Source organism: Rothia sp. HMSC078H08, assembly GCF_001808955.1.
Classification (GTDB): Bacteria; Actinomycetota; Actinomycetes; order Actinomycetales; family Micrococcaceae; genus Rothia.
Map to the genome: position 1 here is coordinate 37,169 of NZ_KV795249.1, position 24,020 is coordinate 61,188.

The window sequence follows — 24,020 nt, forward strand, 5'->3', positions numbered from 1 at the left end:
TCCCGGCTGACGTGAAGGTCGCCGGGAGCCCCCTCCGCTGTGTCTTGACGGTCGCCACTGACCCCGCTAGAAACCCGCTAGGAGGAGCGGCTCTCCTCCTCGTTCTCGTGCAACATGATGTTGATCGAGCGGGTGTGGAGCTTGTTCGTGCGGTGGGTGTTCACCGCACTATCGGTCACGTCGTCAACCACCATGGAGTCATCCATGTCAGCGTCAACAATCGGGATTACCGAGGTACGCGGTGCATGTTTGGTGACCGCCTCACCCAGAGGCACCAGAACCGCCACGGCGTCCTTGTGGGACATGCCGGTTGCCTCCATAAAGTCCACCACAATCAGGCGCAGCATCAGCACCAGCGACTCGCCCTCGAAGGATGCCACACCCATGTAGTGCGGGTTGAGGGTTCCGGCCAGGCGCACCATGCGGTCCTGCGCCTTCTTCATGTAGTGCTCGCGCTCTTCCTTCTTCGGCGCAGACATGCCCAGGCCGATGCTTTGGGAAGCCAGCGACAGCTCGTCCAGGGCCTTACTCAGCGAAACCAGCGCGGCCGAACGCAGCTGCACGTGGCGGATAGTTGAGGCCATGCGACGGTTGAGCACGCGGTCATTACGAATGGCCAGATCCACCGCGGCGAGGGTCTTCGCCAGGCGTTCCAGCTCCTCGCGGTTCTTACGGCTCTTCCACGACAGGTCGTTCATGCCCTGCGCGGTAATCAGGTCGCCTCGGCACGCATCATACAGCGGCTGCAGAGCGCGGGCATCAAGCAGGCTCTGGTACGCCTTGTTGTAGTCGTAGTAGCGGATTGCCTCGGAGGAGAGCTGGAAAACCTTCGCGAAGGCATCCATGAGGGCGATGGCGCGGGCGCGCGGGTTCTTACGCGGGTCGCGCGGCATCAGGTACATGGCGAGGAACGCGAAAGCGCCACCGACAATGCCGTCGAAACTGCGGGTGAACGCATCGTCAGGTACGGGCAGTAGCAACGTGAAACAGGCCTGGAAGCTGAGCTGAATCGTAAAAATAATGCCCTTATCAATAAATCGGGCAACAATCACGGTCAAGAAAAGCACCACTGCCGCCTGCCAGGTACCGTGACCGAGCAGAATCAGCAGAAGGTCGCCAATGAGAATGCCGAGGGTCACGCCGAAGGAGACCTCAAGGATTCGGCGGGCATGCTTAGCGCCGCTCACATAGCCCAGGGATACGAGGGCAGCGACCGGCGCGAAAATGGGCTCGTGGTGGCCCAGGACGCGCTCAGCGAAAAGCCAAGCGCCCATAGACGCCGCAACAATCTGCACAGACTGAAAGAAGTCTGCTCGGACTCGGTGAAGACCCTCACGGACGAACTGTCGGGTGTTCTGTTCAGTAGTGCGTAGAATCTCTGCGAAGCGTGCCATGAGCACCATCATACCGGCGCGTGTGCTCTGTACAAGGGGGTAGGGGAGTGTTGGGTGCAAGTGTGAGAGACCCCGCGCCCCGTACCCGCCCTATACCCGCTCCGAAGCCGCGTTTTTCGCGGAAACCTAGCTCCAAAACCGCTGCTCTAGCTCCGTTACGCAGCCTGGCCCCCGTTATGCAACCTAGCCGCGGAGGCGGCGCGCCACCCTCGCCAGCAGGCCCGGATTCGTCTCGGCGGGTGCCTCATCAGATGACTCAGACTCAACGGCGACAGGATGCGTTTCTTCGGCGCCGTGTGCCCCGTGAACACCGTGCGCGCTGTACCCGCCACCGATTGCGCGGGCACGTTCGAGCTGCCGGCGGTGCTCAGCATCCCAGGAGTGCGCCCGGTCAGACATCGCCCACTCGAAACCCGCGGTGAGGGAGGTTTCGGTAAAGAGATCGCGTGCGGCGCGGACGGTTGCACCCAGCGGCTCGGGGAGAGCCGGGGTTTGCTCTGCGGCAGGGAAAGGCGCGGGGGCTTCTGCCTCGCCGCTAGTTTCTGTATCAGAGCCAAGAATCTGCGCAAGCAGGTAGGCACGCTCGGTGCGCAGCACCTCCAGCAGCTCGGTGCGGCGTGCATCCGATGCCACCGCCGCGTGCCGCAGGGCGGCGGCAACCATCAGCTCGGGAACGCCACCGGCGAGCATGCCCAACGGCAGGGTGAACTCGCCCAGCCCGTACAGGCTCAGGGCGCCGCCCACGCGCATCTGCGTGAACGCATCCGGAATGAGGGCGAGCACGGGAATACCTGCCGCGGCGGAGAACACCGCCGGGTGGTAGCGGCTGGTCAGGGTGAACGCCGCCGCCCGGTGCACGGTGATGCTCTGGTCGGCGTGCAGAATCGGTAGCAGGGTCGCCGGGGTGGAGGGACTGAGCCGCTCGGCGATGCGCTGGTGCGCCTGAATATCGCCGCTTGCCGGGTCCTGTGGGTCACCGTAGTGGCTCAGGAAAACGGGTGCGTAGCCGTGCTCGCGCCACATGCCATCGAGTAGACGCGCAATCTGCTGTGCCTGCTGGTCGGTACATTCGTTGACGGTCACGCAGACGTAGTGCTCCGGCAGCTCGTTAAGTGCCTGACTTGCTGAAATACCCTCCGCATAGTGCAGGGTGCGTGCCGGGGAGGCCACCGGGTAGTCGGTGGCATCATCCACGCTCAGGCGCGCGTCAATATCCCGTTCGCGGCACCAGGCGAGTGAGGAGCTTTCGCGTACCGTCACCGAACGGGCGGTGCGGAGCATGCGCTCCAGAACCTGCGCATCCTCGGGGTTGAGGACCGGGCCCAAGGACTGGCCGGTCACGAATAGGGGAACACCGGCGTACTCGGCGACGAGAGCCACCGAGGCACGCTCGTAGAGGAGCCAGCCGAAGCGGGAGTTGAGGTTGCCGCCGCCGGAGACCACGACCGCGTCCATGGCGGCGATAGCGTCCGCGAATTCCACCATGCGCTCAACGGTCTGCTCCAGCGGATGCAGCACCTCCGGCAGCGCCTGCACCTGCGGTAACGCCACCAGCTCGGTAACGGAGGGGCGTTCCCGGTCGGCGTGCAGCTGCTCCAGGACGCACTCGAGCGCCGCGAGGGTCAGCTCGCGTTCAGCCGGTGCCCAGGGGAAGAGGAAAAACGGCAGGTACTCGTAGGGCGCGTCCGCCTCATGATTCACCGCCGCGCCGATATAGCGCGCCGAATGGCCCACATCGCGGGTCATGAGGGTGACCGCCGTGCCGCCTTCAGAAAGCGCCTGAGCGCTCGCAATGGTCATGGCTTCGTCGCCCACGTGGTAGATGTGCTGGCCGATATCGCCAATGACGAGCACACGCGGTGCTGTAGAAGAATGATTGTTCTCTGCCACGGCTACGCGCCCTTCTGCTCTGCCGAACCAGCCTCCGCTGACCCAGCCTCAGTACCGCGACGAACTAGGGAGCGCTGATTGAGGGAACGCTTCGCCAAGGAACGCAACGCGCGGCCCGGGGCGCGCAGGTGCTTGAGAACCTTCAAACGCTCCTCAATAGCCTGCTGACGGGCCTCGATACGTTCCAGGCGGCTCTCAATAGAGCGCAGAATGTCCAGGGATTCGCGGGTCAGATCGTGCCCGTCAATCACGCGGCGCTCCAGGTCAGCTGCCAAATGCGCCTGATACAGGTACGCACCCGGTCGGGCGCCCGCCTGCAAATCCTCGCGGATAGCGCGGGCACGCACCAGCGAATCGAAGCGGGCATGATCAGCCTGACGCTTCACGCTATTCGCCTCGGCACCTTCTGCGTCGGGGCGTAGCGACCAGTACGCCAGCGGCTCATCCACCAGCAGAATATCCGCCACAGAGGCGGCACGCATGTTGAACTCCCAGTCGCCGACCACCGGCAGGGACTCGTCGTAGAAACCGACCAGCTCGTGCAGGCTGCGGCGGTAGAGAATACCGATCGGCACGGCACGGTTCGTGCGGAAGAGGAACTGCAAACCCATGCCGGGCAAGCCGTCGTGGAAAATACGTTCCTCGTACACCTCGAACTCGCCGTCGGCGTTCTCACGTTCGTACCGCTCCACAACGCGGGTGGTGCACATGAACGCGCCGCTCTCTTCCAGCGCCGCGACGGTGCGCTCCAGGAACTCGGGTGCCCATAAGTCGTCGTCATCGTGAATCGCCACGTATTCGGAGGTGGTCGCCGCCAAACCGGCGTTGGATGCCGCCTCCATGTTGCCGCCGGCGGTGGTCAGCAGCTGCACGCGGCTGGAATCGTGCGCGTTAGAACCCAGCAAACCCAGTGGAGAAGCCTCAATGACGGCGCGGGTTGCCTGCTCGTCGCCTCCGTCGTTAATCACGCAGACCGTGTAGTCGGTGAAGGTCTGCTGCGCAATGTTCTCCAGCGCGCGGCTCAAGAAGCGGGGGCGGCCCTTCGTGCGGACCAGAATAGCTACGGTAGGGGAAGACATAACCACAATCAGTCGAGGGTGAATGGGCCCGTGCCAGCCCAGGAACTCAACCCATTATGAAGGTGTGCACTGTTCAGACTCAACCCACCGCCCGGCTAACCCGCAACAGCGTGCACACAGGGGCACGAGCCGCCCCTAAAAACTAGCTGATGGACTGTAGTGCCACCATCGCCAGCACACCGAGCACAAAACACGCCGGAATGGTGACCAGCCACACCAGAAGAATCTGCAGAACAATCCTGGACTTCAACGCGTTAAAACGCTGGTTTACGCCCGCGCCGAGCGCCGATGCAGTCGCCAGGTGCGAGGAGGAGAACGGCACCTGCAGCAGGAAGTAGCCGAGCACCTGAACCACCGCGGTCGTGCCCTGAGCGACCGCGCCACGGAACGGGTCTAGGCGGACCATCTTGTAGGCGAAGGTGTAGCCGATGCGGCGGCCACCGGTCAGCGTACCGGCACCCAGGCTGAGGGCAATAATGAGGGTGCCCAGCAGCATCCCGCCCCAGGTGAGGGATTGAATCAGCGCCGGATCCATGATGCGTTCGCTCAGCAGCGCCCACAGCAGCAGGTACAGGTAACCGGTCTGCAGGCCGTGTAGCAGCGAAATCGCGGAGGCAGACACCGCCAGCACCTCGCGGGCGCGCTGATTCACCAGGCGCGGGTTATGCCCCACCACGAGGCGGTAGAACGGCACCACCATCAGCCAGGACAGCAGAAAAATGAGCGGCGGTAGGTAGAAGAGCGGCAGCAGGGTCGCACCAAAAATATGCGGCAGGAACGCGAGGGAACCGAAGCCTTCAGCGACGCTGTCACTCCTCGTCTGGGTCCACCAGCTCACACCGGCGAGGGCACCGACCAGCGCGTGAGTTGAGGAGGACGGCAACCGCAGGAACCAGGTGAGCACACCCCAAATAGCGCAGACGAGCAGCGCCGCAACAATGCCGTTCAGGCCGGTGGTACCCTCCGGGGCACTCACCCACGAGGCGGAATACTCACCGAGTAGCAGGAATGCACCAACCACACCGAGCACGTTGAAGAGCGCGGCAAGGTACAGGGCGGAGCGCTCGCCGAGGGCGCGGGTACGCACCGGAACAGCGACGGCGTTTGAGGCGTCGTGCACACCGGTAACGTATACCGCAGCAATGAAGGCGCAGCAGGCTAGAAGACCCAGGAACATTAGGATTCCTGAACGATAATGCGGCCGATCTCGGCAGACACATCACGCATAGCGTTGGAGGCGGCGGTCAGCTGCGCCAGGAAGGTGGCGTAGCGACGGTACCGTTCGGGGGTGTAGCGTTCGGCAATGTACGCGTCGTACTCTTCGGCGGTGCGTAGCGCCTGGCGGGAGATGCGCAGCATGTCCATCCAGTAGTTGTCGAGGCCGCGAATATCGGCGAGTTTGGGGATGACGGCGGCGGTCAGCACCGCCTGACGCTGAATAATGTCCAGGATTGAGGTGATGTGCGTGGCGAAGCCGTCAATGCTGTGCAGGGACAGCACGTGCGCGGCGCTGGTGAGCTTCTCAACGGCGTTGGTGAGCTTGCGTGCCAGCGTGTACAGGTCTTCACGCGGAATCGGCGGGGAGAAGGAGCTGCGCACCTCGGTGAGGGTGCGGAACAGCAGGTTCGTGGAGTCCGCCTCGTGGGTGAGCATGCGTTCGAAGAGTTCGGGGTACTCCGCAACGGGGGAGCCGACCATTTCTGAGAGCAACGCGGCAGCCTCACCGACCTGCGCTGAAATTTCAGCGAGGGAGGCGAGGGATTCGTTGGCGTGGGGGAAAAGTCGGTGCAGCATAGTTCCCAGTCTAACCAGTATTGGGTGGTGCGGGTGCGCACAGCCCGTGCATATCTCATGAGCGCTCGAGCTTCAGACACAACTGCGTCGGGCTGGCGGCGGCTTCTAGACGGGGTTTTAAGCAAAAAACGGTGGGGGTCGATTTCTCGACCCCCACCGGAACGTTTAGGGATGTCGGGTTGGGAGCGCCTCTCGGCGGAAGGCCGCTCGAAGCGGCTAAAGATTTGGAGCCCGGGGCTACCTATTAGCAACCCGACATCTTGTAATTATTATCCACCCGCACCCGGCGCAGAGTCAATTAGAAACAGGCTTTTCACGCCTTTGCGGCCCAATGTGGAACCTGTGCCAATTCGCGGCACGAACCCGTATTTTTAGGCGCCCAAACGTTGCAGAAGACTAAAATGCTTCGAGGCTGGTCTGCGATTTTTCCTGCACAGAACCAGCCCCCGAGCCCCCATTAACCTGCTGACTAGCCTCAACGGCGCGCAGCTGGGCGGCGACCGCCTCCAAATCGTGCGCGACCTGCTCCATCTGCTGAGCCTGACGCGGCAGACGAGCACGACGCTCCACCGCCTCACGCTTCACCTCGTGGCTACCCGGAACCGCACCATCCTGCCCGGCAGAGCGCGCATAATCGGTGCGAATACCCAACGCCACCACGTGCGCAAACGCCGCGCAACGTTCCATCGCAATATCCGTATCGCCGGTGTACAGGCCTGCCAGAATCTTATCAATCGTGCGGACCACCTCCTCGGCACTCGGCAGGTCGGGAACACCCGCCACCACGTGCGAACGGTAATCCTCCGCCATGCCCAGCTCAAAAGCACGGCTCACCCCGCGTGGTGAACGATGCACCACGTCCCGCAGCCAGTACATACGCCACAGCGCACCCGGCAGGGAGTGGGCGCTTGCGTGCGACCAGAGTTCGGCGAGCATTTCAATACCGTAGTCGTCGGTGAAGCTGACAAGTCGCTCGGTTGTCTGCTCGTCGGTGCCGCGTCCGCGCATCAGCAGGATGCGTGCGGAGGCGTGTGCCGCCTCTTCGCGTGCGGCGGGGTCCATGCCGCCTTCGTGGCGTTCAAATTTTTCGGCGGAGTAAAGGACGGGGCGGTGGTGGGTGCGGTGTCGGGTGCGCCCGGAGGCGCCGGTTGATGCTGCGGGTGTAGACATAGGATTTCCTAGTGTACCGTTCATTGGCTGGGAGCCGGTAGTGTATAGTATTTCTATCTGCACACTTTCAGTTTTGTGTGGATAGGAGCGCCTTTAGCTCAGTCGGTAGAGCTACGGACTTTTAATCCGCAGGTCGTGGGTTCGAGCCCCACAGGGCGCACTAGCCGACCCGTCGCCTCCCGCATTGCGGGGGTCGGCGGGTTTTTGCGTCTTCACCCTCATGCGCGTGGTCTTACCTCGTGCCTATCCCGTGTGGTGGGGCGTGTCCTGCCGGGTTCGCCTGGCAGTTTTGATTTGTGTACGTTGACCCGAAAAGATGAGGAAACCCGTGAGCGTCACCATTAAGAACCCCGAAGAGATCACGATTCTTGCCACTGGCGGCACGATCGATAAGTTCTATTCGGTGGCGGGCACCATGGATATTGGTGAGCCTGCCGCTAAGGATCTGCTGGACCGTGTGATTACCGATATCCGTTTTGATATTCGCCCGCTGATTGGCAAGGACAGCCTGGACATGACCGATGAGGATCGTGCCGAGCTGACCGAGGCGCTGAACGCTGTTACCAACGACCAGGTGCTCATCACTCACGGTACCGACACCATGCCGGAGACTGCCCGCTACCTGGTGGAGCACGCCGACCTGGGCGATAAGGTTGTGGTGCTGACCGGTGCGATGCAGCCCGCCGTGATGGCTCGTTCGGATGCCGGTTTCAACCTGGGTGCCGCTATTGCCGCCCTGAACCTGCTGGAGCCGGGTGTGTACATCAGCATGAGCGGTCGTATTTTCCCTGCTGAGAGCGTGCGTAAGGACCGTTCGCGCGGCATTTTTGAGGGCTAGTATGGCTGATTCCGCTCGCATGCGGAGGGGCGAACCAGTCTCTGCTGCTGAGCTTGCGCAGGTGGAGGGCTCCGCGGATCTTGTACCGCAGGAGCATATGTCCCAGGGGCATATGTCACAGGCGCAGCTGATGCAGTTGCAGGCGATGGAGGAGCTGGAGCAGCAGGCTGACGAGTTCTGGAATGTCGCCAGCGAGTACCCGCTGCCGGCTAAGAACCTTTACATGGTGCGTGTGCTCCTGCTGGTGGTTCCTTCGCTGATTATTGTTTATTACTTCATTCGCGTCACGCTTTTCCCGATTGGTGCGGTGCCGCTGGTCTATCTGGTGATGCACATGTGGGTTGCCATGATTTACCGGGCGAACCGTTCGGTGAAGTTGGTGTTGCTGGCGAATGCGGCATCCGGGGTCGCGGCGGCCATTATGACGGCGTTCTTTGCCTATGCGCTTGTGACGGTGCAGGGCCCGCAGACGCTGCTGGACCGTGTGGGCGTGTTCTATACGGTGAGCCTGCTGACGGTCATGGCGTCGTTCGCGTTGGAGGTTCTGTTCTCGCTGTTCTATAGTTTGGCGGTTCGTAGGAGCTTGCGTCTGACGCAGAAGAAGCAAGAGGAAGAACAGCGGAACGCAGAACAGCAGCATGCAGAGGACCCGAACGCGGAGGCTTCGCGTGTAGCGGAGCAGAGCTAACGCACACCGACGGGCGGGCGAATCCCCGCGCATCCGCGCCTCTGCCGGGTGATGCCTGAGGGGTGTTGATGGGGTGATAAGTGGCGGTGTGACACGCTCTCAACGATGCCCAGCCACTGCTCAGATTCCCTTAAAGTACGCGTGATACGGTAGAGACAGAAACACGACCCGCACCTGCCAGGAGGCCACTCATGGGCGCTACACACCTGAACACAGATGCCGCTTCATCCGCAGAACACCCGGATGAAGATATCAGTATGCAGACCCGCTTTCAGGCGCCTATCCGTCACGTGACTCCTGCCACGCCGGAGGTGTCCGTTCCGCTGAACGCGCCGCCTGTGGTGACGGGCTCGCATCCGGTTATTTCGGCGACTTCTACCGTCATCATTCAGGATGGTACGAACCCGCCGATTGTGGTGCGTACGCATCCGACGGGTCCTCTACCGCCGTTCCCGGGGCAGGGGCAGCTGCCCGCTTTTCTGCGCACCTACACCGCTGATGAGGTGAAGGAACGCAAACAGAAGCTCAAGAAGAACCTGCTGGTCCGCGCCGTTATTCTGTGCATTTTGAGCATCGTTGAAGGCCTCATTATCTCCCAGTACACGCAGCCGTTGGCGATTTGCTTTGGTTTTGTGGCGGCGCTTTACCTGGTGGTTCAGATGTGGCCGCTGATGCGCCCTCCGCGTGATTCGGCGGACGCCTCCGTGTATAGCGTTTGGGCTATCTGCTCCCTGATTGGGTTTGTTGCGGTGGGGCTGGTGCTTTCACCGATTACGTTCCTGCTGCTGATGCTCGACTGGGCTGGGGTTTCGATGGGGCTTGACCCCCTGCTGATACTTGTTGTCTTGGGCTTGGTCTGGTTGAGCGAGGTCGGTTTATCGTTGCTGACCATTTACCGCTTCAACAACTTGCGAATTGCGATGGCGAACCGGGCAGATTCTCCGTTGCTACCTGAAAGTATTTCTGCGACGGTTGACCCGTCCACTTCTGCCTAAAGTTTTTTGAGGCGGCGCGGTAGATGAACGCCGCGCCGCCGCCCACACTCACATCACACACTCGCTCATACGTTTTCCGCACACTATCAGCCGATATCCGAAAGATTCAGCTATGTCCGCCGTCGAGTCCTCTCCGCCATCCGCTCCGAACACCACGCATCCTACGAAGCCTGCCACTCCGACTCTCGTGTCGGTGGCGGGTTGGGTTCTGCTCGCTATTGCCGTGGGCTGGCTGGTGCTGATCGGGTACACGGGTGTCACGTATGCGACGACGCAGCTGTCGCATTTTTCGACTTGGCGCGCCCAGTCGCTGGTGGAGGCGCAGGCGTACTATCCGGTGCTTTTCCTGATGGTCAGCGCGTTCGGTAACGTGACCCTGCACGGTTTCTGCACGGTGGCTTATCTGCGTGGTTACCGGTGGGCGGCGTTGGTGCTGTCGGTAGCGTTGGCGTTGGGTGTTTTGGCTTCTTTGCTGATTATGCTGACTGTGGCGGCTCTTCTGGGCACGTTGAATGGTGCGCCGAGCCAGGATGTTGAGCTGCTGCTCAGTAGCGCTTCGCCGCTGTACACGCCGGTGTATATTGCGGGTCCGTACATGCTGGTGTGCGTGGTGGCGTTGGCGTTGGTGTGGTCGCGTCAGTCGCGTTCTTATATGGAGGCACGCCGTGATTGGCGTGTGCGCCGTAGCGAGGATTACCTGATTTAGCCTCATTTCTGGCCGCGGGCACTGTGAGACACAGGTCAGCGGCTCACCGATAATTTTATTCACCCAACCACAGTTAGGATGACTCGTGCACCCTACTTCCGAACCTGCGCACGAATCCTCATCGCAGACTAGCCCCGGCGCCGCCAAGCGCACATATGATGAGCGGGCGGCGTTTGAAGAGGCGAAAAGAAACCTTGGCATAGTTGGCGATAGGGAACAGGAATTTAACCGGGGACTGGAGCTTCTTGGTAAAGCCTATTCCATCAGTATGACTCTCATCCTGGTGTATTTCCTCCTGGATGCGTACCAGATTCTCGTTACCACGGGTCGTAGTGTGAACATCGGCTCGTCCCTTAGCTATGCCCTGCCGAAGGTTCTGCCTGACGCCATCTTGGTGGTGCCGTTCCTCTGGTTCGTTCTGGACTATACCAAGTCAGGGTACGTTAATCCGCGCCGCCTGCTGATGCTGTACCTTCTGCTGTGTTCCTTGAGCGGTGTGCTCTCTTTTGCGGGTGTCTTTGGTCTGGCTCAGGTGCTTTTCCCTGCGTTTACCGCACTGGATCCGGTGTCGCATCCTGCCGCTGCTTCGTCTATGGTGTCGCAGGCTCTGGTCGGGGTGATTACGGCGGGTAGCGCCGTTCTCCTGTTTTTGCTGACTCGCCCGGCTGTGGGCGTGGTCCCGAGCCCCGCGGCGATTCGGGAGCAGATGCAGATCATCAAGGACAGCATGGCGGATGATGAGGAAGAGCCGACCCGTGAGGATGTTCTTCGTCAGCTTGAGAAGGAAGAAGGCCCGGTCAAGGACTCTACCGAGCAGCTGTTGCGTGAGCTTTCTGCCGATTATGCGCTCTCGAATGATCCGGTGGAGAAGAACCGCCTGCTGGCTGAGATACAGCAGATTCAGCGCGCCCAGAAGACGGGTGTAAAGCCTAACTTCGGAGGCACGTCTGGCGGGTCGGCTAAGCCCCAACAGGAAGCGCACGAGGGTGCGGAGGCGACCGCCGCCTCCACCGCGCCTGCCGCCCCTCAGGTGGTGCTCCCGCCCCGCCCGAAGACGCTGCGCGGCGTCATGTGGTGCGCTACAGCCATTATTATTCTGTCCGCAATCCAACGTATCTATGTATCTATCCATAACGAGGTCCCGGACCGCGTTATGGAAAATATGCCGGGCATCATCATTTCAGGCATATTTGCTACCTTCATCTTCTCTCTCATACCGATTTTTGTTCTCCGCAGACTGTGGAAGGGCCGTAGATGGGCGTACTTCCTCACCCTCTTCGGTAGTGCTTTTGTGGTTTTTATCGGGGTGATGAGTTTGCAATCTTTCATCTCGGCTGATTATTTCTCCAGGCTGGCGGATGAATCGTTGACTTCAAGGCCCCGAGACTACGTAGTTTCCATTGTGGTCAGTGACATTATGGGAGCCTTTCTTACGGTTTTCTACCTTCTGATAGTTGTGCTGCTCATTAGCCGTCCCACCAGGTCGTTTATGACAACCGCGAGGTTGGCATGGATAGAAGCACGCGAACAGGTGAACGCCGGTGACGGTTGGATTGTTGCGCATCAGGATGCAGAAACGCGTACTCACCTGGAAGAAGAACAGACCCGCAGGGAAGAAAAGGAAACTAACCGACGGGCTGAAGAAGCGGTCGCTCAGCAGTACAAGAGGGCCCGCCGTACGGATGCGCGGAAGAACTCCCGCAACGAACAGCGCGGCTATAAGGATACTTCCGTGTACACCGAGGAAGGCTACCGCCTCAACTAGGGTGTGCTGCCCCTCCTCATGGGGAGACTCTTCTGCACCCGCCCTGCGCTACAGCGTGCGGGGCGGGGAGCGAAGAGAAGAAAGGAACAATGATGTCAGAACGTACCCCAAAGCAGCCGTTGAACGATCCGGAGTACACGGTTCCCGAGTACAGCGTGCTGTTGCCCTCCGACGAGGCTGAAAATAGCACGGTGGAGAGTAGTGCGGCAGAGGACAACGCACCCGGCGACAGCGCCCCCGAGCACGCCACTACCGGCTATCGGGAGGCGACCGCCGACTACACCGCGACTGTCTCCGCCGAGCAGGTAATTCCGAAGCGCCCGCAGGCTATGCGCAGCGTCATATGGTGTGCAACCGCCATGATTGCGTTGGGGACCCTGAGTAATTTTCTGTCGGTTATGCTCCCATGGCAGTCGTATATCGATTTTGAGATGGTGATAAGCACTCTCTTCTCTATGCTGGCGTTTACCCTCTTCGCCTCCATCATCCCGATTTTTATCCTCTGGAAAGTCTGGGATGGTCGTGAGTGGGCGCGCATTCTTACCATCATTGGCAATGCTTTTGCAGCGGCTAACGGTGTGCTTATTTTTGCGAATAATTTCACGGACTCAAGGTATTCCTCCAGGGCGATAGGCGGGTCTTTGTCTTCAGCCTCTTATCTGGTAGATACCGTTAGCGGCACTCTTATGATTGTCCTCCATATCCTCATGATTGTGCTGCTGACTCGTGCTCCTATTAGGGTGTACACACAAATCGTTAGCGGGGCACGTGCGCTAGAACGCCAGCAGATGATGTCTGAGACGAGACAGGCTGCCGGTCAGGTGCCGGCGGAACTTCGAGAGATTTTCGCTGATGATGAGGATGACGAACGCACCTCATCAGGGGGAAACACCCCTCGACCCCCGCACCGTAGTGCGGGATGGGGAACGTAGAAAGGCGCAACAACGTCAGGAGTTCCGAGGCTAGCCCTCGGAATGGTGCACGTGGTTACTCGGATACCTCTGAATACGCTGAGAAAGGGTACCGCCTTCCTGGGGCGAGGCGCGCCTCCTTATATCCTTGGGGTAAGACTCTTTAACGCCCGCTCCGTGCACTGTAGCGCGGGGTGGGTGCCAGAAGAGAAAGTGCCAGGGGAGAAAGGAACGACGATGTCAGAACGTATCCCAAAGCAGCCGCTGAATGACCCGGAGTACACGGTTCCCGAGTACAGTGTGCTGTTGCCCTCCGACGAGGCTGAAAATAGCACGGCAGAGAGTAACACCGCCTCCAATAACGTTGCCCCCAGTAGCGCGGTAGGCAATAACACGGCAGAGGGTAATGCACCCCGCGACAGAACCCCCGAGCTCACCACCACCGGCTACCGGGAGGCGACCGCCGGTTACGCTGTCGCCTCCGAACATGCGGGTTGGGTACGTCCGAAGGCTCTGCGCAGCGCCAAGCGGTGCATGACCGTCATCATTATTCTGTTGCTTTTCAGGAATATTCAAACGTTCATACTCCTTAAGAACCTAACCTCCAGCTTGGGGGCGCTGTCTCTTCTCTTCACGCTGGGCTTCCCCCTCATCTTCATTTTTATCCAGATTTTCCTCTTCTGGAAGACCTGGGAAGGGCACAGATGGGCGCACATACTTATCCTCGTGTGTAGCGCCTACGAGGTCTTGAGCCGTATGTATTGGTTTGCGCAAGATTTCTTCATGGATTCCAGATATCTCACCTGGCTGATGGAATATTTGCAGTCCTACGACTCTATGGACCTGGCGATTTCTCTTCTCTTGAGTACCGCGGTTGGTGTTGTCATTACTATCCTTTACATCCGGAACATTGTGTTGCTGACCCGTCCCCCTGTATGGGCGTACACGACTGCCGGCAGCACGCCGCATAGTCAGGTGGTTGGTCAGAATCCGCCGGCACATGAGGCTAACTCCAACGAGGGCGGGAACCGCCTCAACTAGGGCGTTTGTCCCAAACGGCACCACTATCACCAAAAGGTTTAGAGTATGAAAAGGTGGGGATACCAAACGGTATCCCCACCCTTTTGCGTTAAATATCGAAATCTTCTAGCTGGTAAAACCCTTTGAGTTATCTAAAAGGTTCCAGGCTTCGTATAAAAACTCTACAAGGCCCGAAGAGCTTACCCTATACTGAAAAAGTATTATTCTCTCAGCTAACTACATCAAATAACTCTTTTAGGTAGGTTTCGCGTAAACCTACCTAAAAAAGTGGAACAACCACCGATTCACGCACCATAGTGCGAGCATACGAGAGAAAGAACGACGATGTTTAACAATACTTCCGGTGCCTCCGCGGGCACGCTGGCACCGCAGCCTAACGCCGCAGCATCGAACTTTCCGGCACCGAACTTCTCGGCACCCGCCGCAGTGGCGCCTCAGCTTCCGGTTCCTGCTGGTGTCCACCCCGTACACGGCGCGCCAGGTACTCAGCGTGCTATCAATCTTCCGTCGCGCCCTATTGCCATCTGGGCGGTATCCCTATTCTTGATGCTGTACATGTCCACATATCCTCTACAGCCTCTTGTAGGTCTAGAATTTACGGGCGTTTACATGTTTGCAGGTATGACGATGGGGCTTACGATGGTTCTCCCTATTGTTCTAGGAACGATCAGCGCCTGGTACCTCAATGAGGGCTATGAGTGGGCGCGAGTGGTGATTATTATCGAGGGTGCGTTACGCATGCTTCTGGACATTGTGGTTGTAGCTCTCTTTTATCACGTCTTTTTGACCGACGATTATAGTACGCAAGCGGCCAGGGTTATGTTTTTTGGCCCGTTTATGACCCTTCACGTCTTCTACGCGAAGATAGCTTTTGACTTCATCAGCCGCATCCTCATTATTGTTCTTCTCTGCCAGCCGCAGGTGGGGCGGTACATCCAAATGCGTGGAGGCCTGCGACGCATGGGCGTAAAGTAACCTCGCGGAGGTGTAGCTGGCTTCCGGGGGCATCACCTCCACCGGGTTTGAGAGAACGCAAAAAGGTGGGGATACCAGACGGTATCCCCACCTTTTCTCATCCCCGGCTCAGTAGCCGAGAAGGACTCACATATTACTCAGCAGATTCCTGCTTTGCCTTCGAACGGCCACGCAGGTACTCGATAATAACCGGTACCACAGAAACCGCCACAATAATCACAGCAATGTACTCAATGTTGTTGTGCACGAACGGGATACCGCCCAGCAGCACACCCGCCAGACCAATCAAACCAATCCACGCAACCGCACCAACAACATTCCACAGGTGGAACTTCTTACGGTCGTACGAAGAAATACCAGCCGCAAGAGACACAAAAGTACGAACAATCGGCACGAAACGACCCAGAACCAGAGCCAAACTACCGCGCTTCTGGAAGAACTCCTCGGTAGTGTGCAGGTTCTTAGTGCTCAGAATCTTCGCGTCATCCTTGAAGATCTTACGGCCGTAACGGGCACCAATCTGGTAGCCAACCTCAGCGCCAGCAATAGCAACCAGCACCAGGACCGGGAACGCAACCCACAGGGACAGGCCCATCTGCTCATGCAACATACCCAGAGCAAAAATCAGGGAGTCACCCGGAAGAACCGGGAAAAGAACACCGGACTCAATAAATACGATAATTGCCGAAACAACCAGAACCCAGGGGCCGGTATCGAGCAGGAACTGCTCAAGGTCGAGGCCCAAGAGCGCAACCGGAAGATGCGCCAAAGCGGTGGCAAGAAAAGTCATGAAAAATCCTGAACTGTGAGTGGACCGCACACACGGATCGGCGGCGGAGTAACACCAGCATAGAAAGCGTACCTATGGTGAACATTGTGCAAAACTATGCGGAGGCTGTGTATTACTGGCACAATTCTACCGGCATTTACGCCGGACGCACGGGTGAGCGAGGCGTAAATCTCCTCGCCCGCATGGCGAAACAACCTGAGGTGACGCGGCGCTCGCGTGCCTCCCCAAGAAATGACCATCCGCAGAGCCGGGCGATACCGGGTGTGACATGATGGAAAGAGAGCACGGCGCGTCGCGGCGTAGCGATTGACCCAACCACCCACCGTTGGAGAGAACCATGAACCCCCAGCAGTCAGCTTCCAGCCCCGCGGACTCCCTGCGCACCGATTCCCTGCAGGCTGACCCTCTGCACGCTGAAGCCCGCGAAGTGTTGCGCCGCCTCACCGGTGTCGCTGATGCTGAGTTCCACGATGGCCAGTACGAGGCGATTCGCGCCCTCGTCGCCGACCGAGCCCGCACTGTGGTGGTGCAGCGTACCGGCTGGGGTAAGTCCGCGGTCTACTTCATTTCTTCCCTGCTGTTGCGTGCCCGCGGTATGGGCCCGGCGCTTATTGTCTCCCCGTTGCTTTCCCTCATGCGTGATCAGGTCGAGGCGGCATCCCGCGCGGGAGTGCGCGCCGCCATGGTGAACTCTGCGAACGTCACCGAATGGGATGAAATCCGCACCCGCCTCGAAGCTAACGAGCTCGACGTGCTCCTGGTGGGCCCCGAACGCCTCAATAACCCGGCGTTCCGCGAGCAGTGGCTGCCGTACCTGCTGCCGCGCCTGGGGCTACTCGTTATTGATGAGGCGCACTGTATCTCTGACTGGGGCCATGATTTCCGCCCCGACTACCGCCGTATTGGTTCGCTCATTAAATCTCTGCCGGCGGGTGTGCCGGTGCTGGCGACTACCGCAACCGCGAATGACCGCGTTAGCCGTGATATCGCCGAACAGCTCAGCACTGATACCACCGCACCCGTGCATGTGCTGCGCGGTCCGCTATCCCGCGAGTCCTTGCGCCTGGGCGTTCTGACCCTGCCCCATGAGGCGCAACGCATCGGTTGGCTGCTCATGCATCTGAACAGCCTGCCCGGTTCGGGCATTATCTACACGTTGACTGTCTCTGCGGCAGAAGATACCGCAAATGCTCTGCGTGCCAGCGGCTACGAGGTGCTCGCCTACACCGGTAAAACTGACCCGGATGAGCGGCTGGTTGCAGAGCAGGCACTCAAGGAAAACAGGGTGAAGGCTCTTGTTGCGACGAGTGCCCTCGGTATGGGTTTTGATAAGCCCGATTTGGGTTTTGTTGTGCACCTGGGCGCGCCGTCGTCTGCGGTGAGCTACTACCAGCAGATTGGCCGCGCCGGACGAGGCGCCGTCAACGCTGATGTTCTGCTCCTGCCCGGTCGTGAAGACCGCGCCATTTGGGAGTATTTTGCGACCGCCTCCATGCCTAACGAGGAGCAGGCGCTGGCGGTGCTGGATGCCCTCGCCCAGTCCCCGGAGGGGTTGAGCATTACCGCATTGGAGGCGCGCGTTCAGTTGCGCCGCTCCACCCTGGAGCTTCTGCTGAAGGTGCTGGACGTTGAGGGTGCCGCCGTGAAGGAAGGTAACTATTGGCGTCGAACCTCTTCGCCGTGGCGGTACGATAACGCTCGCTATGCGGCGGTGGCGCAGGCGCGTGTGCTGGAGCAGAACGCCATGCTCGAGTATGAACACACTAGTCAGTGCCGGATGCTTTTCCTAGCTCAGCAGCTTGATGATGCTTCCGCGACTGCTTGTGGTCGTTGCGATGTGTGTGCGGGCCCCTGGTACCCGGTTGAAGTTCCCGCTGAGGCGCAGCAGGCGGCGCAGAGCAGCTTCAATACGGTGGGCGTGCCCCTGCAACCGCGCCGCATGTGGCCGAGCGGGCTGGACCAGCTGATGGGTGCGGATGCGCCGCGCGGTCGTTTGTCTAAGGACGAGCAGGCTGAATCCGGTTACGCTTTGGCACGTCTGAGCGACATGGGGTACGGTACACGTCTGCGTGAGCTTCTGGCGACGAATGAGCTGGGTGAGCCGGTTGATTCTGAGGTCCCTGCCGAGCTGGGTCGCGCTTGTGTGAAGGTGCTTGCCGCTTGGGAGTGGTCTGAGGCAGGTCGTCCGGTGGCGGTGTTGACTCTGCCTTCGCCGGTGCGTCCCCGTTTGGCTCAGTCCCTGGGTAGGGGATTGGCATCGGTGGGTCGTCTGGTGGATTTGGGTCAGGTGTCTCTGGTGGGGGAGCCGCGTTTCTTTGGCGGTAATAGCGCGTTCCGTTGTGCGGATGTGCTGCGCTCGTACCGGGTGCCTGCAGAAGTTCTGGACTATGTGCGTGAGCATCGGTGCCCTGTTCTGCTGGTTTCTGATGTCGTGGATTCGCGGTGGGCGTTCACGGTTGTGGCGCGGGAGCTACGGCTGGCGGGTGCTTCTGCGGTGTATCCTTTCTCTTTGGCTGCCACCCATTAGTTGCGCCCATTATCGTTTATTTATTCCCTTGACGAGGTTGTATGTCATATTCGGAATATTCAAAATTGACGGTCACAGACGGTTCTTCCGCCGTGCTCAGCGATATTCCCGCTCGCCCCGAACACGGCGAGTGGATGGTCCGCGCCCTTGCCGAGGGTGTCGCCGCAGGTGAGCGTGGCGAGATCCCTATCGGTGCTGTGGTGGTGGATGAGCAGGGTGTCATTATTGGTTCGGCGGGCAATACCCGTGAGCGGGAGCATGACCCCAGTGCCCATGCGGAGGTGAATGCGATTCGTCAGGCGGCGGCGCATCGTGGTCAGTGGCGCCTGGACGGGTGCACGCTCGTGGTGACGGTTGAGCCGTGCCTGATGTGCGCCGGCACGATCCTGGCGTCGCGCGTTTCGACGGTGGTTTTTGGAGCCTGGGAGGAGAAGACGGGGGCTGCTGGCAGTCGTTACGATGTGCTGCGTGACGGCAGGGTTGCTCCGGCTCCCGAGGTGTATGCGGGTGTGTGTGCTGATGAGTGTGCGCAGCTGATGGTGGACTTCTTTAAGGAACGCCGCCTCTGACCTCCCCTAGGCCTCACCCCTGAAGATGGTTTGTATAACGCGAAAAGCCGCGCAGAGATTGCGTGGCTTTTCGCGTTATTTGTACGAAACCCCCATTTATTTGAAAAATACTTCAAGAATTTCAAAAATGACCCCTGTTTTTTCATGAAAAGCCCACTACATCACACATGTCCGGGTCTACCATATATAGGCACTGGAGCCTCCGTCTGCCCGTGACTGAAAATAGATACCCCACGCAACCTGCGGAGTGCTCCCCAAAACTCACCTGAACCGTCCTGTATTTAAAGGGGATTTATTCGTGCTTCGCGTTGACAATATTTGGGCTAAGGGGCGTCACCACGCCCTTTTTGGTCGTACCTCTTTTTCTGTAAATCAGGGCGAGGTCATCATTATTCAGGCGGATAGCCAGATGGAGCGCACCTCGCTGGGTTTGGCTCTTACCGGCCGTTTGCCTCTGTCGGGTGGCGAGATTTTTTGGAGCGATGGTGATGCGGAACCGCAGCCGATTTCGATGAAGAAGCTGCGTCGTATCAGTGACATTATCGACTCTCCTGACGTGACCGCCCCCGAGCAGCACATGCGTGTGCACGATTACGTGTCTGAGATGCTCTCCTATAATCTGCCGGTTTTTGGTCGTTCCCGTGCGAGCCGCTGGCTGAAGGAACGCGGTCTTGAGGACCTGGACGGCCTGTGGATGGATGAGCTTGATGGTGAGATGAACATTGAGCTGATGGCGGCTTTGGCGCAGGCGAGTCCTTCGGACCTGCTGGTTTTTGATACGCCCTCCCGTCATTTGAACCACACCTATATGTGGCTTCCTTACCTGGAGGAGCTTGCCACTGACGAGGATCGCCCTCGCACTGTGGTGGCGATTGTTCCGCATATTTCGGAGTCCTGGCAGGGCGCCCGTGCTGTGGTGGGTAGTGTTCACATGGATCAGGACGGCGAGTTTGAGCCGGCTGAGGAGCCTGTAGAAGAGCTGACTGAGACGGAAGCGCTGACTGCGGCAGAAGAACTAACCCAGACCGAGCCTGTGATTGACGTGATTGAGGTGCGTGAGGTGGAGGAAATCCCCGCGGCCTCTTCGATTTCCCTCACCCCCGCGGTATCCGGCACTTCCGGAGCCGCTCAGACCACTGACCATAAGACTGATAACCAGAAGACCGGCAACCAGAAGACTGTTGCCCAGAAGACCGCTGAGAAGGAGTAAGAATGACTGTTCTGCGTGTGGCTCTTGTTGAGCTTAAGCGCCTGACCAGCGGTGTTTTGCCGGTTCTGGTGCTTCTTGCTATGTCTTGCATCCCGCTGCTGTACGGCGCCCTGTACCTGTACGGTAACTGGGATGCTTACGGCAATGTGAATGGCATTGTGGGTGCTCTCGTGGTTGAGGATGAGGGCGCGACGGATTCCGAAGGTAAGCAGGTGAATACCGGTGCTGACGTGAAGAAGAATCTTCTGGATGCTGGCACGTTTGATTGGCGTCAGGTGCAGACTCGTACTGAGGCTGTCGAGGGTGTGGAGAACGGCACCTATGACTTTGCGATGGTGATTCCGAAGGATTTCTCGCGTAATTTGCAGAGTGCCGGTTCGTTTAAGCCTGATGCTGACGGTAAGACGGGCCCTATTGATGCGCGTTCGGCGGGTATCGAGGTCATTACGAATGACGCGAATAACTATGTGCTGACGAATATTGTCACGAAGGCGGGCACTGCGGTGCGTGATTCGGTGGCTGAGAAGGTCGGTAATTCGACGGCTAATTCGCTGTTGGCTAGCTTCACGACGATTCATTCGAAGATGGATGAGGCTGCTGATGGTGCGTCGAAGGTGAATAACGGTACGGTGAAGCTGGCGGACGCTATCACTCAGCTGAAGGACGGTACCGCCACGGTGAATGATGGTGCCGTGAAGCTGAAGGATGGTACCTCCTCTCTGGCTGATGGTCAGTCGCAGTTGTTGGATGGTCAGAAGCAGTTGGCTGAGGGGGCCGCGAAGCTTGCTGATGGTGTGTCGACTTTGGATTCTGGTGCGGCGAAGCTGGATTCTGGTGCCGCGAAGCTTGCTGATGGTGCCTCGAGCTTGAAGGATGGTTCGTCGACCTTGGCTTCGGCGGCGGCGTCTGCTTCTGAGGGTGCGTCGAAGCTAAAGGACGGTTCGGCGACCCTGGCTGAGGGTACTGCGAGCTTGAAGAGCGGTTCGGCGGCGGTTGCGAAGGGTGCTAATGATTTGGCGTCGGGTATTCATCAGTTGCGTGAAGGCATGGATCAGGCTGGTATTCGTGAGTTGCCGGCTGAGCTGAACGCGATGTGCATGCGTCTGCATGAGACGGATACTTCTGCTGGTAGCGGCGATTTTGGTCGTGACTTGTCGAATACTGTGGTGTCTGCGAGTGCGCAGAAGGTGCGTGCTCGGGTGACTCCGCTGGTTGAGGCGGGTACGTTGACTCAGGAGCAGGCTGATCAGCTGGTCGCTGCTGTTGATTCTGAGGAGACGAAGAATGAGGTTGCTGAGCTGAATCAGAAGGCTCTGCAGTCGCATCTGGCTACTCGTGATGCTGCCGCTGCTGATGCTCTGTCGAAGTTGCGCGCGTTGAAGTCGAGCCATTGTGTTTCTGATGGTTCGTCGTCGACTGCGGTGAAGATTCAGACTTTGGTGACTGGCGTGGATTCGCTGGATTCCGGTGCGTCTTCGCTTGCCAAGGGCGCTTCGTCGGTGGCTGATGGTGCCGCTCGTGTGGATGCTGGCGCGTCCTCGTTGGCGTCGGGTTCGGCGAGCCTGGCTGATGGTAATTCCAAGATCGCTTCGGGTGCTTCGAGCCTTGCGAGTGGTTCTGCGACTCTGTCGGGTGGTGCTTCTGAGCTGAAGGAGGGTACTGATTCTTTGAAGAGCGGTACCGCCGAGCTGAAGGATGGTAGCGGTACTTTGGCGAAGAAGGAGCAGTCTGCGGTTGAGGGTCAGCAGAAGCTGGCTGATGGCGCGAATGAGCTGAAGGATGGCGCGTCGAAGCTGTCTGACGGCACGGCGAAGCTGTCTGATGGTTCTACTCAGCTGAATGATGGTGCTTCCGAGTTGAAGGATGGCACTTCGTCGCTGGAGAGCGGTCTGGCTTCTGGCGCTAAGCAGGTTCCGAGCCTTGCGCCGACTGATCAGGCGAAGGTTGCGGATACGATGTCGAACCCTGTGACTTTGTCGCATGAGTCGCTGGCGTCGGGCCGTAACTATGGTGAAGGCATGGGCCCGTTCTTCATGTGCTTGGCGTTGTGGATTGGCGGCTTGATGCTGGTTCAGACGTTGCGCGTGATGAACAACCGTGCGTTGGCTTCGCATGCTCCGTCGATTCGTGTGATGCTCGGTAGCTGGATGCCGTTCGGCCTGGTGGGTATTGCTCAGGCGACTTTGATGTTTGCCGCGATTAAGTTTGGTTTGGGCTTTGAGATGGCTCATCCGTGGCTGGTGTGGCTGTTCCTCTGCTATGTGGCTTTGGTCTTTACCGGTTTCATTCATGGTTTGACGGTGATTTTGGGTGCGCCCGGTAAGCTTGTTGCTTTGGTCATTCTGATTCTGCAGCTGATTACTGCGGGCGGCACGATGCCGTATGAGACTTTGCCTGAGTCGATTCGTTGGATGCATGATTTCTTCCCGATGGGTTATGCGGTGGCGGGTACGCGTCGTTTGGCGTATGGCATTAATGAGTCGAGCCTGTGGGGCATCATGCTGGTTTTGACTCTGTGGGGTCTGGCTGGTCTGGTGTTGGGCTATATTGGCACGCGTCGTGATCGTACGTGGTCCCTGAAGAAGCTTGCGCCGGAGATTACTGTGTAACGAACCCTGTTTGGTCGCACCGGGGGAAAACTGTCTAATAAAATAGAGATATATCTGCAAAAAGGGAGGGAGGACTGCTGATGTTGCAGCGCCCAGTCGCTGAAGCTTCAAGTCGTCGTCCCGGCCGTACAGGTAGAACTCAGTTGAAGTTGTTCAACGCTGCTATGGAAATCATGACCCAAAAGGGGCTTGAGTACGCCACTGTTGAAGAGGTGGCTGCCCGGGCGGGTGTTTCTAAGGGAACCGTGTATTACAACTTCGGTTCTAAGAAGACCATGGTGGATCAGCTGGTTCAGTACGGCACGCAGTTGCTGCTGAGCGATGCGCGTCGCGCGGCATCGGTTCATTCTGATCCGCGTGAGGCGTTGCGGAGTGCTGTTCGCGCCGCGTTCCAGTATCTTGAGGACCGTCCGGGTTTTACTCGGATGTGGCTTGCGGAGGCGTGGAAGGGTGCGGATGGTTGGACCGAGGCGATGAGCGATAACCGTTTGGATCTTCTGAATTATTTGGAGGAGATGACGGAGGCTGTGGCTCGCCGCTATACGGTTGATACCGCTCAGAATCCTCGTGCGATTGCGATCTCTATGTTCGGCGCGATTTATATGCTTGCCATGGATCGTGAAGTGCATCAGGCGGAGCGTAATGCTGAGGATGCAACGCGTGCTGTCATGCTGGTTGTAGATGGGTATATCCGTCATTAGGCGGACCTGTTGGGTCTGCAGACGTAGCCGGGACTTCGGTGTCGGGTGTCGAAAAGGGCACGGTTAAAGGGACCGTGAAAGAGGCGACACCCGGCTGCCGTACGCGCACGATATGTAGGCTCGTTCTTGCCCTCCTGTTGGGGGTGTGCTATAGTTTTCCACTGTTGGTGGTGTGTCCGAGCGGCCGAAGGTGCATCACTCGAAATGATGTTTGGTGTAAAAGCCAACGGGGGTTCAAATCCCTCCACCACCGCACCAACGAAAACCCGTCGAGATTCGTCTCGGCGGGTTTTTGCATGCCCGGATTGTTCTGGGGTGGTGCTGGCGGGTGCGTTAGTGGGTGTTTGTGCGGGGGGTACTTCGCCTCG

General features: G+C 59.0%; 20 protein-coding genes and 2 tRNA genes. 15 read left to right on the forward strand and 7 right to left on the reverse strand.

What is annotated here, in order from left to right; translation table 11 throughout:
• Window positions 1–77: 77 nt before the first annotated feature.
• From HMPREF2528_RS02320 to HMPREF2528_RS02345, 6 genes are all read right to left on the reverse strand, one after another.
• Window positions 78–1,406, reverse strand: coding sequence for an FUSC family protein (locus HMPREF2528_RS02320; RefSeq protein ID WP_070542099.1), 1,329 nt, complete (start codon window positions 1,404–1,406; stop codon window positions 78–80).
• 171 nt (window positions 1,407–1,577) lie between these two features.
• Window positions 1,578–3,284 carry a polysaccharide pyruvyl transferase family protein gene (locus HMPREF2528_RS02325; protein WP_070542103.1) on the reverse strand — a complete coding sequence of 569 codons (1,707 nt, stop codon included), beginning with the start codon at window positions 3,282–3,284 and terminating at the stop codon, window positions 1,578–1,580.
• 2 nt (window positions 3,285–3,286) lie between these two features.
• Window positions 3,287–4,363 carry a glycosyltransferase family 2 protein gene (locus tag HMPREF2528_RS02330; RefSeq protein WP_070542106.1) on the reverse strand — a complete coding sequence of 359 codons (1,077 nt, stop codon included), beginning with the start codon at window positions 4,361–4,363 and terminating at the stop codon, window positions 3,287–3,289.
• Window positions 4,364–4,505: 142 nt separating this feature from the next.
• A complete protein-coding gene (locus HMPREF2528_RS02335; RefSeq protein WP_070507292.1) occupies window positions 4,506–5,540 on the reverse strand; it encodes an inorganic phosphate transporter in 1,035 nt (344 codons plus the stop codon).
• The gene (locus HMPREF2528_RS02340; RefSeq protein ID WP_005504391.1) at window positions 5,540–6,157 is read right to left on the reverse strand and encodes a hypothetical protein; all 618 of its coding nucleotides are present in this window, start codon (window positions 6,155–6,157) and stop codon (window positions 5,540–5,542) included. Before HMPREF2528_RS02340 ends, HMPREF2528_RS02335 begins: the two co-directional genes overlap by 1 nt.
• 396 nt (window positions 6,158–6,553) lie before the next feature.
• A complete protein-coding gene (locus tag HMPREF2528_RS02345) occupies window positions 6,554–7,327 on the reverse strand; it encodes a histone acetyltransferase (RefSeq protein WP_083297865.1) in 774 nt (257 codons plus the stop codon).
• Between the two features lie 87 nt (window positions 7,328–7,414).
• On the opposite strand from HMPREF2528_RS02345, the gene HMPREF2528_RS02350 reads away from it, so the two are divergent.
• The 9 genes from HMPREF2528_RS02350 (at window position 7,415) to HMPREF2528_RS02390 (ending at window position 15,246) form a co-directional block, all read left to right on the forward strand.
• A tRNA-Lys gene (locus HMPREF2528_RS02350) sits at window positions 7,415–7,487 on the forward strand.
• Window positions 7,488–7,655: 168 nt separating this feature from the next.
• Entirely contained in the window at window positions 7,656–8,165 is a 510-nt protein-coding gene (locus tag HMPREF2528_RS02355) for an asparaginase domain-containing protein (protein ID WP_070832225.1), read from the forward strand.
• A gap of 1 nt (window position 8,166) precedes the next feature.
• Complete coding sequence (locus tag HMPREF2528_RS02360; protein ID WP_070542113.1) at window positions 8,167–8,853, forward strand: amino acid transporter; 687 nt, start codon at window positions 8,167–8,169, stop codon at window positions 8,851–8,853.
• Between the two features lie 257 nt (window positions 8,854–9,110).
• Window positions 9,111–9,848, forward strand: coding sequence for an organic solvent tolerance protein OstA (locus HMPREF2528_RS02365; RefSeq protein ID WP_231917927.1), 738 nt, complete (start codon window positions 9,111–9,113; stop codon window positions 9,846–9,848).
• A 112-nt stretch (window positions 9,849–9,960) separates the two neighbouring features.
• The gene (locus HMPREF2528_RS02370) at window positions 9,961–10,554 is read left to right on the forward strand and encodes a flagellar type III secretion system protein FlhB (protein WP_070542115.1); all 594 of its coding nucleotides are present in this window, start codon (window positions 9,961–9,963) and stop codon (window positions 10,552–10,554) included.
• A 268-nt stretch (window positions 10,555–10,822) separates the two neighbouring features.
• The gene (locus tag HMPREF2528_RS02375) at window positions 10,823–12,319 is read left to right on the forward strand and encodes an ABC transporter permease (protein WP_246823853.1); all 1,497 of its coding nucleotides are present in this window, start codon (window positions 10,823–10,825) and stop codon (window positions 12,317–12,319) included.
• An 89-nt stretch (window positions 12,320–12,408) separates the two neighbouring features.
• Complete coding sequence (locus HMPREF2528_RS02380; RefSeq protein ID WP_246823854.1) at window positions 12,409–13,251, forward strand: multidrug ABC transporter permease; 843 nt, start codon at window positions 12,409–12,411, stop codon at window positions 13,249–13,251.
• A gap of 216 nt (window positions 13,252–13,467) precedes the next feature.
• Window positions 13,468–14,271, forward strand: a complete 804-nt coding sequence (locus tag HMPREF2528_RS02385) for a hypothetical protein (protein WP_070542122.1) — start codon at window positions 13,468–13,470, stop codon at window positions 14,269–14,271.
• Window positions 14,272–14,595: 324 nt separating this feature from the next.
• Complete coding sequence (locus HMPREF2528_RS02390) at window positions 14,596–15,246, forward strand: phage holin family protein (protein ID WP_070542125.1); 651 nt, start codon at window positions 14,596–14,598, stop codon at window positions 15,244–15,246.
• A 133-nt stretch (window positions 15,247–15,379) separates the two neighbouring features.
• Here HMPREF2528_RS02390 and HMPREF2528_RS02395 read toward each other — a convergent pair whose 3' ends face one another.
• Window positions 15,380–16,036, reverse strand: a complete 657-nt coding sequence (locus tag HMPREF2528_RS02395) for a DedA family protein (protein WP_005504410.1) — start codon at window positions 16,034–16,036, stop codon at window positions 15,380–15,382.
• Window positions 16,037–16,373: 337 nt separating this feature from the next.
• Here HMPREF2528_RS02395 and HMPREF2528_RS02400 point away from each other — a divergent pair, with 337 nt between their 5' ends.
• From HMPREF2528_RS02400 to HMPREF2528_RS02425, 6 genes are all read left to right on the forward strand, one after another.
• The gene (locus HMPREF2528_RS02400) at window positions 16,374–18,563 is read left to right on the forward strand and encodes a RecQ family ATP-dependent DNA helicase (protein ID WP_070542128.1); all 2,190 of its coding nucleotides are present in this window, start codon (window positions 16,374–16,376) and stop codon (window positions 18,561–18,563) included.
• A 41-nt stretch (window positions 18,564–18,604) separates the two neighbouring features.
• Complete coding sequence (locus HMPREF2528_RS02405) at window positions 18,605–19,132, forward strand: nucleoside deaminase (RefSeq protein ID WP_070542131.1); 528 nt, start codon at window positions 18,605–18,607, stop codon at window positions 19,130–19,132.
• Window positions 19,133–19,430: 298 nt separating this feature from the next.
• The gene (locus HMPREF2528_RS02410) at window positions 19,431–20,342 is read left to right on the forward strand and encodes an ABC transporter ATP-binding protein (RefSeq protein ID WP_239662194.1); all 912 of its coding nucleotides are present in this window, start codon (window positions 19,431–19,433) and stop codon (window positions 20,340–20,342) included.
• Between the two features lie 2 nt (window positions 20,343–20,344).
• Window positions 20,345–22,951 (forward strand): YhgE/Pip domain-containing protein, encoded by a 2,607-nt coding sequence (locus HMPREF2528_RS02415; protein ID WP_070542134.1) that lies wholly within the window; start codon window positions 20,345–20,347, stop codon window positions 22,949–22,951.
• A gap of 80 nt (window positions 22,952–23,031) precedes the next feature.
• Window positions 23,032–23,652, forward strand: a complete 621-nt coding sequence (locus HMPREF2528_RS02420; protein ID WP_070542137.1) for a TetR/AcrR family transcriptional regulator — start codon at window positions 23,032–23,034, stop codon at window positions 23,650–23,652.
• A 166-nt stretch (window positions 23,653–23,818) separates the two neighbouring features.
• Window positions 23,819–23,905: transfer RNA gene (locus HMPREF2528_RS02425), tRNA-Ser, on the forward strand.
• The last annotated feature ends 115 nt before the right edge of the window (window positions 23,906–24,020 follow it).